Annotated in this window: 19 protein-coding genes; 8 read left to right on the top strand and 11 right to left on the bottom strand. The window is 37.8% G+C overall.

The features are described 5' to 3' along the window. Positions 1-296, top strand: a 296-nt coding sequence (locus Q0L68_RS08135) for a DUF4174 domain-containing protein (protein ID WP_296701551.1), incomplete at its 5' end; no start/stop codon positions are given. Positions 297-464: 168 nt separating this feature from the next. On the opposite strand, the gene folE is transcribed toward Q0L68_RS08135, so the two are convergent. Together folE and Q0L68_RS08145 are read right to left on the bottom strand one after the other, a co-directional pair. Beyond that, on the bottom strand, positions 465-1,169 hold the full coding sequence (gene folE, locus Q0L68_RS08140) for a GTP cyclohydrolase I FolE (protein ID WP_296701553.1): 705 nt from the start codon (positions 1,167-1,169) through the stop codon (positions 465-467). After that, positions 1,129-1,539: a 6-carboxytetrahydropterin synthase gene (locus tag Q0L68_RS08145; RefSeq protein WP_296701554.1), complete on the bottom strand. Its 411-nt coding sequence runs from the start codon at positions 1,537-1,539 to the stop codon at positions 1,129-1,131. Before Q0L68_RS08145 ends, folE begins: the two co-directional genes overlap by 41 nt. A 296-nt stretch (positions 1,540-1,835) precedes the next feature. Between Q0L68_RS08145 and Q0L68_RS08150 the strand changes: the two genes are divergently transcribed. Further along, a complete protein-coding gene (locus Q0L68_RS08150; RefSeq protein ID WP_296701556.1) occupies positions 1,836-2,528 on the top strand; it encodes a murein L,D-transpeptidase catalytic domain family protein in 693 nt (230 codons plus the stop codon). A 111-nt stretch (positions 2,529-2,639) separates the two neighbouring features. Here Q0L68_RS08150 and Q0L68_RS08155 read toward each other — a convergent pair whose 3' ends face one another. Genes Q0L68_RS08155 through Q0L68_RS08170 form a run of 4 tightly spaced genes read right to left on the bottom strand, consistent with a single transcriptional unit; the run spans position 2,640 to position 7,243 of the window. Then, positions 2,640-4,244 carry a L,D-transpeptidase family protein gene (locus Q0L68_RS08155; protein WP_296701558.1) on the bottom strand — a complete coding sequence of 535 codons (1,605 nt, stop codon included), beginning with the start codon at positions 4,242-4,244 and terminating at the stop codon, positions 2,640-2,642. 55 nt (positions 4,245-4,299) lie between these two features. Next, the gene (gene kdsA, locus Q0L68_RS08160; RefSeq protein ID WP_296701560.1) at positions 4,300-5,148 is read right to left on the bottom strand and encodes a 3-deoxy-8-phosphooctulonate synthase; all 849 of its coding nucleotides are present in this window, start codon (positions 5,146-5,148) and stop codon (positions 4,300-4,302) included. Continuing rightward, on the bottom strand, positions 5,145-5,720 hold the full coding sequence (locus tag Q0L68_RS08165) for an HAD hydrolase family protein (RefSeq protein ID WP_296701562.1): 576 nt from the start codon (positions 5,718-5,720) through the stop codon (positions 5,145-5,147). The genes kdsA and Q0L68_RS08165 overlap by 4 nt, the downstream gene beginning before the upstream one ends. Beyond that, positions 5,702-7,243 (bottom strand): bifunctional GNAT family N-acetyltransferase/carbon-nitrogen hydrolase family protein, encoded by a 1,542-nt coding sequence (locus Q0L68_RS08170; protein ID WP_296701563.1) that lies wholly within the window; start codon positions 7,241-7,243, stop codon positions 5,702-5,704. The genes Q0L68_RS08165 and Q0L68_RS08170 overlap by 19 nt, the downstream gene beginning before the upstream one ends. 166 nt (positions 7,244-7,409) lie before the next feature. On the opposite strand from Q0L68_RS08170, the gene Q0L68_RS08175 reads away from it, so the two are divergent. Together Q0L68_RS08175 and Q0L68_RS08180 are read left to right on the top strand one after the other, a co-directional pair. Then, positions 7,410-8,312 (top strand): mechanosensitive ion channel domain-containing protein, encoded by a 903-nt coding sequence (locus Q0L68_RS08175; RefSeq protein ID WP_296701565.1) that lies wholly within the window; start codon positions 7,410-7,412, stop codon positions 8,310-8,312. A gap of 45 nt (positions 8,313-8,357) precedes the next feature. Then, on the top strand, positions 8,358-9,287 hold the full coding sequence (locus Q0L68_RS08180; protein WP_296701567.1) for a DUF6089 family protein: 930 nt from the start codon (positions 8,358-8,360) through the stop codon (positions 9,285-9,287). 1 nt (position 9,288) lies between these two features. On the opposite strand, the gene Q0L68_RS08185 is transcribed toward Q0L68_RS08180, so the two are convergent. Beyond that, positions 9,289-10,113: a universal stress protein gene (locus Q0L68_RS08185; protein WP_296701569.1), complete on the bottom strand. Its 825-nt coding sequence runs from the start codon at positions 10,111-10,113 to the stop codon at positions 9,289-9,291. Between the two features lie 100 nt (positions 10,114-10,213). Then, a complete protein-coding gene (locus tag Q0L68_RS08190; protein ID WP_296701570.1) occupies positions 10,214-10,675 on the bottom strand; it encodes a GNAT family N-acetyltransferase in 462 nt (153 codons plus the stop codon). A 74-nt stretch (positions 10,676-10,749) separates the two neighbouring features. Here Q0L68_RS08190 and Q0L68_RS08195 point away from each other — a divergent pair, with 74 nt between their 5' ends. Further along, positions 10,750-11,262 carry a RidA family protein gene (locus Q0L68_RS08195; protein ID WP_296701572.1) on the top strand — a complete coding sequence of 171 codons (513 nt, stop codon included), beginning with the start codon at positions 10,750-10,752 and terminating at the stop codon, positions 11,260-11,262. 2 nt (positions 11,263-11,264) lie between these two features. Here Q0L68_RS08195 and Q0L68_RS08200 read toward each other — a convergent pair whose 3' ends face one another. The 3 genes from Q0L68_RS08200 to Q0L68_RS08210 form a co-directional block, all read right to left on the bottom strand. Next, positions 11,265-11,729, bottom strand: a complete 465-nt coding sequence (locus Q0L68_RS08200; RefSeq protein WP_296701574.1) for a methylated-DNA--[protein]-cysteine S-methyltransferase — start codon at positions 11,727-11,729, stop codon at positions 11,265-11,267. A 95-nt stretch (positions 11,730-11,824) separates the two neighbouring features. Then, entirely contained in the window at positions 11,825-12,520 is a 696-nt protein-coding gene (locus Q0L68_RS08205; protein WP_296701576.1) for a LexA family transcriptional regulator, read from the bottom strand. Between the two features lie 66 nt (positions 12,521-12,586). Beyond that, entirely contained in the window at positions 12,587-12,988 is a 402-nt protein-coding gene (locus Q0L68_RS08210) for a four helix bundle protein (RefSeq protein ID WP_296701578.1), read from the bottom strand. Between the two features lie 377 nt (positions 12,989-13,365). On the opposite strand from Q0L68_RS08210, the gene dinB reads away from it, so the two are divergent. From dinB to Q0L68_RS08225, 3 genes are all read left to right on the top strand, one after another. Next, positions 13,366-14,556 (top strand): DNA polymerase IV, encoded by a 1,191-nt coding sequence (gene dinB / locus Q0L68_RS08215; RefSeq protein ID WP_296701581.1) that lies wholly within the window; start codon positions 13,366-13,368, stop codon positions 14,554-14,556. A gap of 62 nt (positions 14,557-14,618) precedes the next feature. Beyond that, complete coding sequence (locus Q0L68_RS08220; protein WP_296701583.1) at positions 14,619-15,155, top strand: GNAT family N-acetyltransferase; 537 nt, start codon at positions 14,619-14,621, stop codon at positions 15,153-15,155. Between the two features lie 54 nt (positions 15,156-15,209). After that, complete coding sequence (locus Q0L68_RS08225; protein WP_296701585.1) at positions 15,210-15,347, top strand: hypothetical protein; 138 nt, start codon at positions 15,210-15,212, stop codon at positions 15,345-15,347. Positions 15,348-15,470 lie beyond the last annotated feature (123 nt).

Genomic DNA, 15,470 nt, shown 5'->3' on the forward strand with positions numbered 1-15,470 from the left:
AATTAAAGAAACATGAGAAAGGTTTGGAAGAGAGGCGTTTGGTTATATATCAAGTTAAGTCTGGCCAAATAAAACAGGGACTTGATCATGAAGACATTTGGAAAAAAACAGACGAAAGTTTCAGAAAAATTCAAAAAAAAGATACTCAATTCGAAGTTATTCTTTTGGGTTTAGACGGTGGGGTAAAGCTCAGGAAAAATGAATTATTAACAAGTGAAGCGTTATTCAGAACCATAGACCAAATGCCTATGAGACGGTCTGAAATCAAAACAAAAAAAGATAATAGGTATTTATAACTTTCAATCATTCAGGTTTAAAAATTAGTCTATTTACCTTTTTTAAATTCATATTAAGACACCTTTTGCAAACTCTACATTTCGCTTAGACTGATGGAGGGAATTTAGATTAAACAAAAAAACCGGACTTTTCAGCCCGGTTTCTGTTGGTTTAGGTTCTAATGGTATTTATTTCTCTAAAGAAATATATTTCAAAAACTCATTGCGGGATTGTTCATCTTTTTCAAATTTCCCTGAGAAGAAAGAAGTTACTGTGGAGCTATTTACATCTTGTACCCCTCTTGAGCTTACGCACATGTGATTCGCATCCATGATGACTGCCACATCATCAGTTTTTAAGACTTCCTTCAGTTCGTTACCAATCTGCATGGTTAATCTTTCCTGAACTTGTGGTCTCTTTGCAAAATACTGGACGATTCGATTGATTTTAGAAAGTCCAATTACTTCTCCACCTGAAATATATGCCACATGGGCTTTTCCATAAATAGGCACGAAGTGATGCTCACAATGGGAATGGAAGGTGATGTCTTTCTCCACCAACATTTCATTGTACTTATACTTGTTCTCAAAAAGTTTGGCAACAGGCTTATTCTTTGGATTCAATCCACTGAAAACCTCTTTGACATACATTTTTGCAACACGATGAGGGGTTCCTTTCAAACTATCGTCTGATAAATCCAAACCCATAATATGCATGATTTCACGGAAATGCTTTTCGATTAATTCGACCTTTAAATCATCATCCATTTCAAAAGCATCCTCTCTTAATGGTGTTTCTAGGGAGGTACCTACATGTTCCTCACCAATTTCTTCAAATGATGCTCTGGAAATATTAATTCCCATCGTATTCAACAAAGTTTCTTTCCGTTTCATATAGTCGAATAATTAATTCGAATTTCCGATCAATTTTTTCCCTTAAAATATTCCAAATAACCACTGCAATATTCTCAGCGGTTGGGTTAAGTTGACTGAATTCATCGGTATCCAAGTTTAAATTTTTGTGGTCAAATCTTTTAAGAACATGCTCCTTGATTAGATCACTGAGAAGTTTCATATCATAAACATACCCAGAATCCGGATCAATTTCTCCTTTCAACATCACAGTCAAATCGTAATTGTGCCCGTGATAATTAGGATTATTACACTTTCCAAAAAAAGCTTTATTCTTTTCGTCAGACCATTCTGGATTGTGTAATCGATGGGCTGCGTTAAAATGCTCTTTTCTAAATACGGTAACTTTCATGCGTTATTGGAACAGGAGAAGTTTTAATTTTGTTTAACTTTTTTTAAAATATTTTAAACAAAATAAATAAACACTTACTGTTCAGTGTTTTAAATTTTAAATGAGCGGCAATATTACAGAATAATATTTCGCAATAAAAACTAACATTAAATACGCAACTGTATAAACCAAATGTAGTTATAATTAGGTTCCATCTATATATCTGTGTGTGTAATCTTTTATTTTGAAATATTCTGAAGAATTGGAACTTTAAATAATAGAACAAACATTGTAACTTTACAAAATCATCCCTTAATATGATTTCTTCAAATTTACTTATTCCAATTCTTTGGGTTTTCAGTTTAATACTGCCTCCAGTTGAAAATACAACGATAAATGAAAGCCCGAACAATAATTCAAGCTTGTCATTTTCATTGTATGAGCAACTCTCAGTAAAAACGGATGTTCTCCCTAACAAAGATGTTTTTGCTTTAGCGATGCAGGGATGGGAAAAATTAAACACTGAACTGAAGTCCAAAGTCATTACAATTATAGATTTTAGCCTTCCATCAACAGAAAAAAGATTGTGGATTATAGATCCCGAAAGGAAACTTGTTTTACTTCATTCAGTAGTGTCACATGGAAGAAATTCTGGGAATTTAATTGCAAGTAAATTTTCCAACAAGCCCGAATCCTACCAAAGTAGCTTAGGTTTTTACAAAACAGCCGAAACTTATCATGGCAAACATGGCTACTCGCTTCGACTGGATGGTTTAGAGAAAGGTTTTAATGATCAGGCCAGAAACCGTGCTATAGTTATTCATGGTGCAGATTATGCAAGAGAAGAATTTGCAAAAAGTTCTGGAAGATTAGGAAGAAGTTTAGGATGCCCGGCACTTCCAACTGAACTATCATCGAAAGCGATTGACTTTATAAAGGAAGGTTCTCTGCTATTTATTTATGGCCAGGATGAGAGCTATCTTCAGTCCTCTAATTTGATTCGCTCTTAGAAGCAACTTTCATCGCAGTTAGCAAAGAAGAAGCAAATTATCAAAATGCCTATTTAAACATCTTCCTTCATTTTTTATCTAAAATTAAAGTTAGATAAATTAAAAATCCATTTAATTTTTCAATGCAGCTAGCACTTCTGCATCTCGATCATAGATATCATCTCGAAAATGCCCTTCACCGTTGGAATCGGCCCAAAAGGTAAGATAAACCAATACTACAGGAATATTCCGGTCCAATTTCACGACTTGTTCTTCTGTTTTACCCATGGATTCCTGAATTTTTTCAGATGTCCAGTTGGGATCATTTTCCAAAAGAATTTCAGCGAATTTTTCGGGGTGTTCTATTCTGATACAGCCATGACTTCTGGCTCGGTCATCATAAGCAAATAAAGACCTAGCATTTGTATCATGAATGTAAACGTTATGTTTATTGGGGAACATAAATTTCACCAATCCAAGCGAATTACTAGGCCCTGGCTTTTGCCTTACCAAATAGGGAAAAGATTTTGCACTCCAATCGATGGTTTTAGAATCAACTACTTTCCCTGAAGGAGTAATAACTTCCATATTTTTTTCAGAGATGTAATTTGGATTTTTTCTGACACTAGGTATTATTTCACTCTTTGTAATCGAGTAAGGAATATTCCAATATGGACTAAATACGATATAACTCATGTCAGCCATAAAAATAGGAGACTCATGATACTTTTTACCAACGATCACTTTTGCCGTAAGCAATGTGTCAAGGTTTCTTATGTAGTCCAACTGGAAATTTGCAATGTTCACGAGAATGAATTCTGCATTTTTCACTGTATCTGGAAGCCATCTTAACCTTTCCATATTTACAATGGCCTTTTCCAACTTATCTTTTGGGGAATTATTGAATGCTTTTGCTGTCATGGAACCAATAATACCATCGGTAACCATCCCATGAGTACCTTGAAAATCCTTGATTCCAGCCATCATGACGGAATCATAAGTCTTATCATTTTTCGGTTCATAATCATCCAAAATCTTCCAATAAATCAAACGTTCCCTCAAAGAAGGAATGATAGAATTGGATTCTCCGACATGGATTGATTTATCAATTTTTATCTTTTTCCATGAAAGCGTATCTTCTTCTACTTTTTGTGAAAGTTCACGAATGACTTCTCTTCCTTTTTTATAAATGCTGAATTTAGGATAAAGTGATTCCAAACTTTGCCTTATTGATGCATTGGTAAGCGCTTCTTCTAAAAGAGAAGGGGAATCTGTAACCCGTTGCTTCCTGGCAATTTCCCAATCTTCACCAAATTTGGAAGGATCTACTTTACCTATCTCCAGATTATCTGCCAAATGAAAAAAAGCATCACTTAAAAAAACATCCAAATCAGCCAAATCTCCTACCTCATTGGAAACTCCATTTTTCTTATTCTCTTCAAAGGTTACAAAAAACGATTCAATGATTGCTAAATTATAATCTTGAGGATTTAAGCCATCAAATTCTGATTGTTTGATTTCAAATCTCAATTCGTAAGCTAGTTCCGTTAAGTCTCCATTTTTAGACCAAGCTTGTTGGAAAGCACGGTGGTTATAAAAATTCAAAATATCGTCTGAAGAATACAAGGGCACGTTCCTTATTTCAATATTATCTCCGGGCACATCTGATTCCATCCTGAATCGAATCAGTTCCGCAACCTCGCTTTCGGATTGGGCTATTGCGGAAACTGAAAACATTAAATTTATTACTAACGAAAAATTAAAAATCAACTTATTTATCATTTCGAGTTATTTATTGAATTTGAAAATCCTGAAATTTTCTTCCAAGCATCCAAGCCTCTTTAAGCATTTCCAAGAATTCTCCCATTTTATGCAATGGAATTAAATTGGGACCATCACTTAGTGCTTTGGCTGGCTCTGGATGAGTTTCTATGAAAAACCCATCAATTCCTGTAGCGGCTGCCGCCCTCGCTAAAATAGGAGCAAATTCACGTTGACCACCTGAACTACCTCCCTGCCCTCCAGGCTGCTGTACAGAGTGGGTTATATCAAAAACCACTGGAGCAAACTGACGCATGATGGGTAATCCTCTCATGTCAACTACCAGATTATGATACCCTAGAGAAAACCCTCGCTCGGTGAGACAAACATTTTCATTGCCAGTTGATCTAACTTTCGTAACAGCATATTGCATATCCTCAGGAGCCATGAATTGACCCCGCTTTATTTTCACTGCTTTTCCAGTTTCACCGGCGGCTAATAAAAGATCTGTTTGTCTACAAAGAAAAGCTGGAATCTGAAGAACATCCACCACTTCAGCTACTTCTTTTGCCTGATAACTTTCATGTATATCAGTCACTAATGGTACCCCTAAAGTACTTCCTACTCTTTGCAAAACTTCCAAAGATTTATCCATCCCTATACTTCTAAAAGAGCCAGAAGAAGTTCTATTGGCTTTATCAAATGAAGCTTTAAAAACGTATGAAAAACCGTGCTGATCTGCCCAAGCTTTTACTTTTGTGCCAATTTCAAGACATATATCATAACTCTCTACGGCACATGGCCCCGAAAAAAGAACTGGCTTTTCTTCACCTAAGATCACATTTTCAGTGATTTTCATCGGTTTTGTATTCTTAATCATGCTTCTTTCTTTGATAAATTTTCAATAATCGGAACCAACAATCCTTTGGAATGTAAAATCAAATCCGCCACTTCTCTAAATACCCCTTCTCCTCCTTTTGCAGATGTAACCCAATGTGCAAATGGCTTTACATAAGAAACCGCATCTAAAGGGGCTACAGCAAATCCAACCTGACGGAAAATTGGAAGATCAATAAGATCGTCGCCTATATATGCAATAGAATCCAATTCAATCTCCATTGTTTCAATCAAATCTTTCAACTTCTTTCCTTTATCCTTGACGCCGTGATAATGAAAATCAAATCTCAGTTCCTCGCATCGATTGATTACAACTTGGGACTCCCGTCCTGTAATAGCTCCTACTAGCACTCCTGATTTTCTTAAGTGTTTTACAATGAGCCCATCTTTGACATTGTATTTCTTAAACTCCAAACCTCTATCATCATAGATAAGACCACCATCTGTCATGACTCCATCGATATCAGTAATAAGAAGTTTGATTTTCTTTGCTCTCTCCCAGATATCTGCAGAAACAGAAGAGAAAAATTCCTCAATTACTTTTTCTGCTTCCATTGAATTGAATATAAGTCTAATCTTCTTTGTTCTAAATTTCTAACACTCCCCGCTTTTCTCTGCTTTGTCAATAAATCTAAATCAACATCAGCAACGATAATTGTTTCTTCATTTTCAGAGGCTTGAGCCACAATTGCATCATGAGGAAATGAAAAATCGGATGGAGAGAAAATTGCTGCTTGAGAATACTGGATATCCATATTCTCAACCTTAGGAAGATTACCAACCGAACCAGTGATGGCTACATAACATTCATTTTCTATTGCTCTGGATCGCGCACAGGTATTTACTCTAAGGAAAGCATTCTTCGTATCTGTCCAAAATGGTACAAACAAAATATCCATTTCCTGTTCTGCCAGAATCCTTCCCAGTTCAGGGAATTCCACATCATAGCAGATCAGGATCCCGATCCGTCCTGCATCGGTATCAAACACATTGATACCATTTCCTCCTTGAAGACCCCAATAAGAAGCTTCATCCGGAGTAATATGAAGTTTGTATTGTTTGGCTTGAGTTCCATCTCTGCGGCAGAGATAACTCACATTTCTCAATTTCTTCCCATCGTATTCCGGCATGGATCCACCGATGATGTTCACATTGTAGGAAACCGCCAAATCACTCATCCTTGAAACAATCTCGCTGGTATAATCAGCTAGATTACGAATTGCTTCCGATGCATCCATATCATTAAATTCTGCCAGAAGTGGTGCATTGAAAAATTCCGGCAGCAGGCAGAAATCAGATTTATAGCCAGAAACAGTATCTACGAAAAACTCCACTTGCTGCATCAGATCATCCACATTTGAAAATCGACGCATCTTCCATTGTACTAAGCCCAATCTTACAATTGACTTTTTATTACCAATAAGTTTCTCGTCTTTTTCATAATAAATATTGATCCATTCCAGTAAAGTAGCGTAGGCCCTGGAATCAGTATCTTCAGGAAGATATTTTGTGATTACTTTTCTAACGTGAAATTCATTGGCTATCTGAAAAGAAAGCACTGGATCAAATATCTCTTTGTTTTTTACCAAATCAATATATTTACGCGGCGTAATTTCATCTGCATATTTGGTGTAACCAGGAATTCTTCCCCCTGCAATAATTGATCTTAAATTCAGGTTTTCACAAAGCTCCTTACGAGCATCATAAAGCCTTCGACCAATTCTCATTCCACGGTATTCTTTATCCACAAATACATCTGTTCCGTAAAGAGTATCCCCTTCTTCGTTGTGAGTATCAAATTTTCCGTACCCAGTGATTTCATCATAGGTATGGTTATCCCCAAACTGATTGTAATCCACAATAATACTTAGTGCACCAGCAACCACTTTCCCATTGTCCTCAATACAAATCTGGCCCTCAGGGAATGCCCTTAATTGGTTTTTAAGCTCTTCTTTCGTCCATGATCCTCCTGCATTTTTATAGATTGAGGTCATGATCGCATGGATATCATCATAATCCGAAAGCTTAATATTTCGAAGCCGTAGCCTATGTTCAAGTTCTTCTTTATTCTTACTCATGTTTCAAAATTAACAAAATCCAATCAATCGTTTTAAAAACAGAGTTAATTAAGCTTTAAAACAAAATATTCTATTGAACTTTAAAAGAGGTGTAAATATATATAGTTTAAGGGCTGTATTCTCAATATTTTTAAACCTGAAATTTCGATAAAGTCTCCGGATTTCTATGCAAGAAAATTTAAATCAAATGGCAAAAGATAATGCTCAATCATTCATTGAATGGTTTAAAGAGCTAATGAATTATAGTCTATTTAACCTGGGAGAATCAAATATCACCTTAGGATTGATTATTACTCTATCAGTTTCTTTTATCGCACTCTTTGTAATAACGGAATGGATTAGGCGATTTACAGTCCACAAAGTTCTGAAAAGATATCAAATTGATACCGGTACCAAACAGTCCATTGGTACAATGATTAAATACTTTCTAATTCTGGCTGGTGTTTTTTCCATTTTACAAACTAATGGCATTGACCTAAGCGCTTTTGGAATTTTGGCAGGTGCACTCGGTGTAGGTATTGGTTTTGGTTTACAAAACATCACGAATAATTTCATCAGTGGACTTATCATACTTTTTGAACAACCGATTAAAGTTGGAGATAGAATAGAGGTCGGCGATGTATCAGGTGATGTAATAAAAATTTCCGCCAGATCCACGATGATAGTGACAAATGACAATATTTCTATCATAGTTCCTAACAGTCAATTTATTGATAGCCAAGTCATCAATTGGTCTCACAATGAACGGAAAATCCGATTCAATTTTCCAGTTGGGGTTTCTTATAAAGAAGATCCACAAAAAGTAAAAGCCATACTGATGGAAGTTGCAAAGAAAAACAAGGGGGTATTGGACACACCTGAGCCAGACGTACTTTTTGAAGATTATGGTGATAGCAGTATCAATTTTAATTTAAGAGTTTGGACCTCTGAATACATAAACAGACCCAAAATATTAAAAAGCCAATTATATTATGAAATCTTTAGAAGGTTTGGAGAAGATGGAATTGAAATTCCATTCCCACAAAGAGACCTACATTTAAAGTCGGGATTTGAAAATATGAGTAAATAGTCTAATTTTCGACATGTAACTCTTTGTCAAAGAGAAAAGTAGGTAATGAAATTAAAAATACTTTTATTCATTTGTTTGTTTTTTTCCGCTTGGGCTGCCCATTCACAAAGCTTTTATCGCTACAGATTTGAAGAGCCTTGGTCTATTTCAGCCAGTATTGGACCAACACAATATTTTGGAGAGTTATATTCTTTTTGGAAGTACAATGAAGGTATACAACCTGACTGGAATGCAAGCTTTGCAATCCGGAGAACTATTGGTACGCATTTAAGAACTCGATTAGAAGGATCTTATTATAAAATGTCAGGAGCTGATTTACCTTCAGACCCCAGGGCCTATCGATTCCCTAGAAATCTTACTTTCAGAGCTAAGAACTGGGAAATTTCAAGCATCTTCGAATACCACTGGCACCCGGTGAAAGTGCCAAATATCCATAGACCTCTTTGGAATCCCTATATTTTCGCGGGACTAGCACTATCTACCAACAATCCAGAAACTCAACTTGATGGTGAATGGGTAGACCTTCGACCGTTACAGCTTGAAAACAATCCATACGAGCGATACATCCTCGCCTTTCCCATGGGGTTAGGCCTCAAATACAAGCTAAATGTATACATGGATTTGACTTTTGAGGGTAATTATCGATTCACGCTTACTGACTATATGGATGATATCTCAGCATTTAATGTAAGTGAATTTTACTTGGATTTGGTGGAAGATTATGTCGATGGAACAAATCCTGATCGATTAAGATTAGCAATCCGTAATCCAAGATATCTAGATGATAATGGCATGCCAGACGTAGATAAAATCCTCCAAAATGGTGGACGAATCAGAAGAGGCTCAGGATTAAGACATCGATTTGATGGGTATATGACCATCAACATTGGATTGGAAATTCACCTATCTGAAGACATCTTCCAAAACTGGATTTTCAGAGACAGAATTTACGAAAAACGGTTTCGATTCTGGTAGATCAGATTTTTATGCTTAACACCGCTAAATCACTTTGAAAAATAAGTGTTTCTGTGGTACCAATCTGATAACTGGGGTTCTTTTCATGATGCCCGGAAACAATAGCCACCAAGCTAATCTTACTTAATTCCCCAAATTTAGCTAATCCATTTTCTACCTCGGCATAGTTAAATGTATGCTTATGGAAGGTTATTTCTTCATGCCCTTTCATAAAATCATTCATCTTATCTTCAATTTCCGTGGAATTAGTGAAATTCTTTGGAGTATTCACAAATATTAAATGGACACTCGCTCTAAAAAGCTTTACCAAAGGCTTAATGCTAGCAAATGCTTTTTTGGAAGAATCCTCAAAATTTGAAGCAAAAGCAAGTTTGCGAAAACCGTTTCCATCTAACAATTCTTTGACCGCCAATACTGGGCATGTCGCATTCCTTAAAACCTTTTGTAAGTTACTTCCAATAAACTCCTGGGCTCCTTTTCCTTCGCCATAAGCTCCAAGAACAATTAGATCTGCTGAATATTCCTTGGCAACTTGAAGAATTAAATCATGGGGAACACCTACTTTGATAATTGGTTTTATTGGAGCCTTTGCAGGAGCCAGAGTTCTAAGATACGATGGTAAAACTTCTTCTGCTTCATCAATTTCCTCCTGTATCTGTGGGTTTTTGGCTTTCACATCATCTGTGACATAATCCCAGTCCAGTTCGGTAGGAATAACTGTTACACATAAAATTTGTGCGCCTGATTTTTGGCTGATTTTTAAGGCAGTCCGAAAAGCAGCAACAGCATAGGGTGAAAAATCAAATGGAACGAGAAGAGTTTTCATGGCTATTTGGTTTTATAAGCGAAAGTCCAAAAATTCCAGAAAAATTAAACTAATGAGAATCAGACATAAACATGAGAAAAATCCTGTTTTTCAAGTTTATTCATAATCCCAATTCCATTTTTACATCACATCGACAATATTTCCCTGCTTCAGGAACAGTCTCTTTAAATCCCAGTTTTTTATAGATATGCAAAGCAGGTTGAAGCTTGGTGCTGCTATAAAGCACCAATTTTTTACCTCCCATCTCCTTGGCTTTTTCTATAATAGCCTTTCCTAAAAACATCCCAACACCTTTGCCTTGTGCACTTTGCTTCACCCCCATCTTTACCATTTCAAAAACACCTTCTTCTACCTTAGCTAAACCCACCGTACCCACGATTTCGTTTTCAAGCTTTGCGAAGATGATATCTCCTCCAGTTTCAATAATTGTTTTCTCAGGGTTTTCCAATTGCTCAATATCAAATGGTTCCAAAGTGAAATATTCTTGAACCCATGTTTTATTAATTGTCTCAAATTCAGATTTTAAATCTGCAGAAAATGGGATAACAGCTAAATCATTCATAGAAATTGGAGTTGAATAGGCTGTAAAAGTAATCAGAATCGATTAGCTTAGGAACAATAAACATCAACCTAAATATGAAATTGAAACAAATACTTTTCGTATTGGCAATGGCATTTTGCCTTCCTTTTATCTCCAACGCCCAAAATCCCGACGCGAAAATCAAAGAATTGGGAATCACACTTCCTGAAGTTGGCCAACCCATGGGCACGTATGTTAAGTGGAGACAAGTTGGAAATGTGATTTATCTCGCTGGAAATGGGCCTGATATATATGGGAAAGTTGGTGCTGATCTCACTGTTGAAGAAGGATATCAGGCAGCACGGGAAACAGGAATTGAAATCCTAGCCGTACTCAAAGCTGCCACAGGAGGTGATTTAAGTCGCATCAAACAATTTGTAAAAGTATTGGGAATGGTTAATTCTGCACCGGATTTCACAAAGCATCCCGCCGTTATCAATGGCTTCTCTGATTTAATGGTAGAAGTATTTGGAGAGGCCGGAAAACATGCCCGATCTGCTGTTGGTGTCGCTGCACTGCCAAATGATATCGCTGTAGAAATCGAAGTGATCGTGGAGCTAAAAGACTAAACTCAAAATAAGTTTTGCTGGATTGGAAACCCTTCTATCTCCAGCAAAGCTTGTTTCCTTTCCAGTCCTCCAGCGTATCCAGTCAATTGTCCGTTTGTTCCAATAATGCGATGACATGGTAGAATCACCAAAATAGGATTTGCTCCAATTGCTGCTCCTACGGCTCTAATTGCTGCCGGATTCCCAAGTTTCTGCGAAAGCTTCATATAAGTCGTCGTTTGCCCAAAAGGGATTTCATTTACTGCTTCCCAAACACTTTTCTGAAAATCCGTTCCATTCAATTCGAGAGTGAGATCAAATACTTTCCTTTTGCCTGAAAAATACTCCTCTAGCTGATTTTTCACTTCAGCCACCATTCCTTTCAATGGTTCTTCATTGACCGGATCCTCGGTAAATTGAAGTTGGATAAGCTTATCATCTTCTAATTTGATAAGTATATTTCCGAGGGTTGAAGATAAAATTGGCATGGGCTAACTATTTTTTCAAAATATCTAAGTAAAAATATTTCAATCGTATTTCGTCGAACGCAGTAAGACTTATTTCTATTGTATTGTTTAATAGATCAACTCATCGCCAATCGATATTTCCAGATTTCCCGAACTTGACCAATCTCCACTTCGAATGGTGGATAAATTGGATTAGCAGAGCAAAGCAATAATTTCTGATCGGACTGGATTCGGTTATAAGCCAATTTGAAAGTAACTCCATCCTGCTCGGTAACGATCACGTAGCGCTCTCCATTTTTGACTGTCAGCCAATCATCTACATATTCACATACAATCCAAGCTCCATCAGGAATCGGCAACATGGAGTCACCATCCACTTGAAAAACCCGGTGTTTTTTATCTGTTGGCAAAAAAGGTAGCGCAAACCTCGGCAACTCAGAAATATACTCTGGATCAGCAAATCCGGCCAGGTAACTTGCCTTAGCTCGTTGTGAGACCACTTCTATCAACTCTCTCCCTTGATCATCCACGGTAGTTGCTAAAATTCGCAATTTTCTTCCTCTCAGAAACTGATCCGTTTCCAGCAATTCCCGGAGTTTATATTCCGAATAAGAAGACAGGTCTTCCCGAAGCAAAATATCTACCGAGACTCCTAATGTATCAGAAATCTTCACCAAAGTATCTAATGGTGGATTGACGTTGAGTTCATATCCCGCGAGTTTAGATCTAGAAATCCCGATGGCCGAAGCCAAAACCTCTTGAGTCAGGTTTTTCTTTTTTCGGAGAAGTTTGAGGTTATTAGTTAGAGTCATAATTAAATCTGAAATACTATGGAAATACTATGGAAATAAGCCCCGCATGCGGGGCGAAATACTGATTCATCTATCATTTTTTAGTTGATTTTTAGCAGAATAGGTAGATTTAATCATGTTATTTAATTTGACTTGGATATCACGTCTGAGTTGATTGAATAATTCGAACTCTTGATCAGATACAATTCCTCTTTCAAAGCCCAAATCAATCCAATGTTCCACACCTTCAGATAGAGATGCCCTAGAAATGTAATAGAATCTGGATTTTTCTAAAAAATGAAATCGAGCATACCCTTCTGCAATATTTGCCCCTACTGAATCAACAGCAGATAGCATTTGGTCTCCCCAAACTTTCTTTTCTTGAAAACTCAACCTTTGATAAACATTCCATGCATTTGTAGAAAGCTTCCGGGAAAGGCGGTAAACCTCTAGTTCATGAATTGGGATATAAGGCAGTTTCTCATTCATATTTTATTCTTTATTGAAATATAGCTTCGCTGAAATACTGTCGCTTTGCTCCTGAAATATAGACTCCTACGTCGCCTGAGATAGGCTTCGCGAGATAGGGTCGCTTTACTCCCGAGATACAGCTTCGCTGAGATATGCCTTCAGCGAAATAGAATCTGCATCCAATATTTCACCGACCGGAGGGAGGTGTATTTCTATCATATTTCCATTGTATTTTAACAATCAAAGGGGGTCTATTTCCATAGTGTTCCCACCATATTTCTAGTTTATTCTTTTTTATTTGTCAACTCCCTTCAATCTTTCTCTTTCAAGTAGTCAAATATAAAACTTTTGTTTAATTTATAAACATTAAAATGTCAATTTAATTAACAAAATCAATGGAAGCGAGGAGAAGCATTGTGCACATGGATCTGGATTCCTATTTCGTGTCGGTCGAACGGCTTTTTGACAGCAGGCTCAACGGCAAGCCTATCCTAATCGGCGGTTCGGGTGATCGTGGCGTAGTCGCTTCCTGCAGCTACGAAGCGAGAAAATTCGGTGTGCATTCAGCTATGCCCATGCGGACGGCGAGGCAACTTTGTCCTGAGGCATTGATCATCCGCGGAGATTTTGAAAAATACAGTCAAAAGTCCCATGAGGTCACCGAAATCATCCGAGAGGAAGTTCCCTTGTTTGAAAAATCTTCCATCGATGAATTCTACATCGACCTTACGGGAATGGATCGTTTTTTCGGTTGCTTCAAGCTTTCGCAGCAAATCCGGCAACGCATCATGAAAGAGACTGGACTACCTATTTCTCTGGGACTTTCAGGGAATAAAACTGTCTCCAAAGTAGCCACAGGAGAAGCCAAACCCAATAATGAAAAACAGATTCTGTTCGGAGAAGAAAAGCCTTTTCTAGCACCACTTTCCGTACGCAAAATCCCGATGATCGGAGAAAAAACATCTCAGACGCTTTATAATATGGGAGTCAGAAAAGTACAGACACTACAACAAATGCCTGCCGAACTTCTACAGGCGACTTTCGGAAAAAACGGAAATATGATCTGGGAAAAAGCCAATGGCATCGATCGCTCTCTGGTTGTCCCTTACTCCGAGGCCAAGTCCATCTCCACAGAGAATACCTTCGAGCAAGATACCATCGACGTGAAAATGCTGGAAGCTACACTGGTAGCGATGTGCGAGCAACTCACAGGAAAGCTACGACAAAACCGACAGCTATCGGCCTGCGTGAGTGTAAAGATCCGCTATTCCGACTTTGACACACATACGGTACAGAAGCGAATTCCTTACACTTCGGCAGATCACACCTTGATTCCGTTAGTCAAAGAACTCTTCCGCAAACTCTACAATCGCCGCATGCTTATTCGTCTGATCGGCGTGCGTTTCAGTTCGTTGGTTTATGGCAACTATCAGATCAAGCTTTTCGAAGACACTCAGGAGCAAATCAATCTCTACCAGGCCATGGATAAAATCAATGGGAAATTTGGCGAAAAAACCGTCTGCCGAGCCGTGGGAATGTCTGTGGGAAGAAGGAGGTTTAATCCGTTTAATGGAGTAGCGATTTGAAAAGAGAAACATTTGAAATTCTATATTCCATATCCGATATTGCTCTAAATTCAACCAAAATTTTGAAAGCTCCCTCCTACCTTTTCTCTTCACCTAATCTTGGTTTTCGCACTTGGCTGGATTCTGACCTGGAAGTATTCAGTCAGATGAATGCTGACTTGGAAACCATGAAATACTTTGAAAAACCACTTTCAAAAGAGGAATCTCAAGCCATGATGGAGCGGATGAACAGGATGTTTGCAGACAAAGGCTACTGCTACTTTGCAGTGGATTTACTGGAGTCAGGAGAACTCTTAGGAATGATAGGACTGGGTTGGAAAACTTTTGAGGCCGAGTTTACTCCCTGCGTAGATATTGGCTGGAGAATCCGAAAAGAATTCTGGAACAAAGGTTATTCCACAGAAGGGGCAAAACGATGTCTAGGATATGCAAAAGAAATTGGGATCAAAGAAGTGGTCTCACTAGCCTCTTCAGACAACAAAGCCTCGATTAGGGTAATGCAAAAAATAGGGATGGACTATTGGCTGGACTTCGATCATCCGGATTTAAAAAAGTCAAAACACCTGAATCCTTGTAGTTTGTATAGAATATTTATTTAGAAAGATAGCTCTGCGAGCAGATATTGAAATAAGATAGCCTAAAGGCAGATATCTATGAGTAGCCATATCTCAGGAGCGAAGCGACAGTATTTCAGCGAAGCTGTATTTTGCGCAGCTTATCTTAAAAATCAAAAGATAGCTCTGCGAGCAGATATTAAACAAGATAGCCTAAAGACAGATATCTCAGCGTAGCTTTATCTCAGGAGCGCAGCGACCCTATCTCGCGAAGCATATCTCGCGTCAGCATATCTCGGGAGCAAAGCGACCCTATCTCAAAAGCGCAGCGACCCTATCTCGCCGCCTGCCTGCCGAAGG

The organism is Algoriphagus sp., assembly GCF_024642405.1.
GTDB lineage: Bacteria > Bacteroidota > Bacteroidia > Cytophagales > Cyclobacteriaceae > Algoriphagus.

Bases quoted from the DNA above. Each gene is read 5' to 3' on its own strand.
- kdsA (WP_296701560.1), bottom strand. From the start codon at position 5,148: ATGATTAAGAATACAAAACCGATGAAAATCACTGAAAATGTGATCTTA.
- Q0L68_RS08225 (WP_296701585.1), top strand. From the start codon at position 15,210: ATGAGTAGCCATATCTCAGGAGCGAAGCGACAGTATTTCAGCGAAGCT.
- Q0L68_RS08200 (WP_296701574.1), bottom strand. From the start codon at position 11,729: ATGCCAATTTTATCTTCAACCCTCGGAAATATACTTATCAAATTAGAA.
- Q0L68_RS08210 (WP_296701578.1), bottom strand. From the start codon at position 12,988: ATGAATGAGAAACTGCCTTATATCCCAATTCATGAACTAGAGGTTTAC.
- Q0L68_RS08170 (WP_296701563.1), bottom strand. From the start codon at position 7,243: ATGAGTAAGAATAAAGAAGAACTTGAACATAGGCTACGGCTTCGAAAT.
- Q0L68_RS08145 (WP_296701554.1), bottom strand. From the start codon at position 1,539: ATGAAAGTTACCGTATTTAGAAAAGAGCATTTTAACGCAGCCCATCGA.
- Q0L68_RS08185 (WP_296701569.1), bottom strand. From the start codon at position 10,113: ATGAAAACTCTTCTCGTTCCATTTGATTTTTCACCCTATGCTGTTGCT.
- Q0L68_RS08175 (WP_296701565.1), top strand. From the start codon at position 7,410: ATGCAAGAAAATTTAAATCAAATGGCAAAAGATAATGCTCAATCATTC.
- Q0L68_RS08165 (WP_296701562.1), bottom strand. From the start codon at position 5,720: ATGGAAGCAGAAAAAGTAATTGAGGAATTTTTCTCTTCTGTTTCTGCA.
- Q0L68_RS08190 (WP_296701570.1), bottom strand. From the start codon at position 10,675: ATGAATGATTTAGCTGTTATCCCATTTTCTGCAGATTTAAAATCTGAA.
- Q0L68_RS08205 (WP_296701576.1), bottom strand. From the start codon at position 12,520: ATGACTCTAACTAATAACCTCAAACTTCTCCGAAAAAAGAAAAACCTG.
- Q0L68_RS08180 (WP_296701567.1), top strand. From the start codon at position 8,358: ATGAAATTAAAAATACTTTTATTCATTTGTTTGTTTTTTTCCGCTTGG.
- folE (WP_296701553.1), bottom strand. From the start codon at position 1,169: ATGAAACGGAAAGAAACTTTGTTGAATACGATGGGAATTAATATTTCC.
- Q0L68_RS08155 (WP_296701558.1), bottom strand. From the start codon at position 4,244: ATGTTTTCAGTTTCCGCAATAGCCCAATCCGAAAGCGAGGTTGCGGAA.
- Q0L68_RS08150 (WP_296701556.1), top strand. From the start codon at position 1,836: ATGATTTCTTCAAATTTACTTATTCCAATTCTTTGGGTTTTCAGTTTA.
- Q0L68_RS08195 (WP_296701572.1), top strand. From the start codon at position 10,750: ATGAAATTGAAACAAATACTTTTCGTATTGGCAATGGCATTTTGCCTT.
- dinB (WP_296701581.1), top strand. From the start codon at position 13,366: ATGGAAGCGAGGAGAAGCATTGTGCACATGGATCTGGATTCCTATTTC.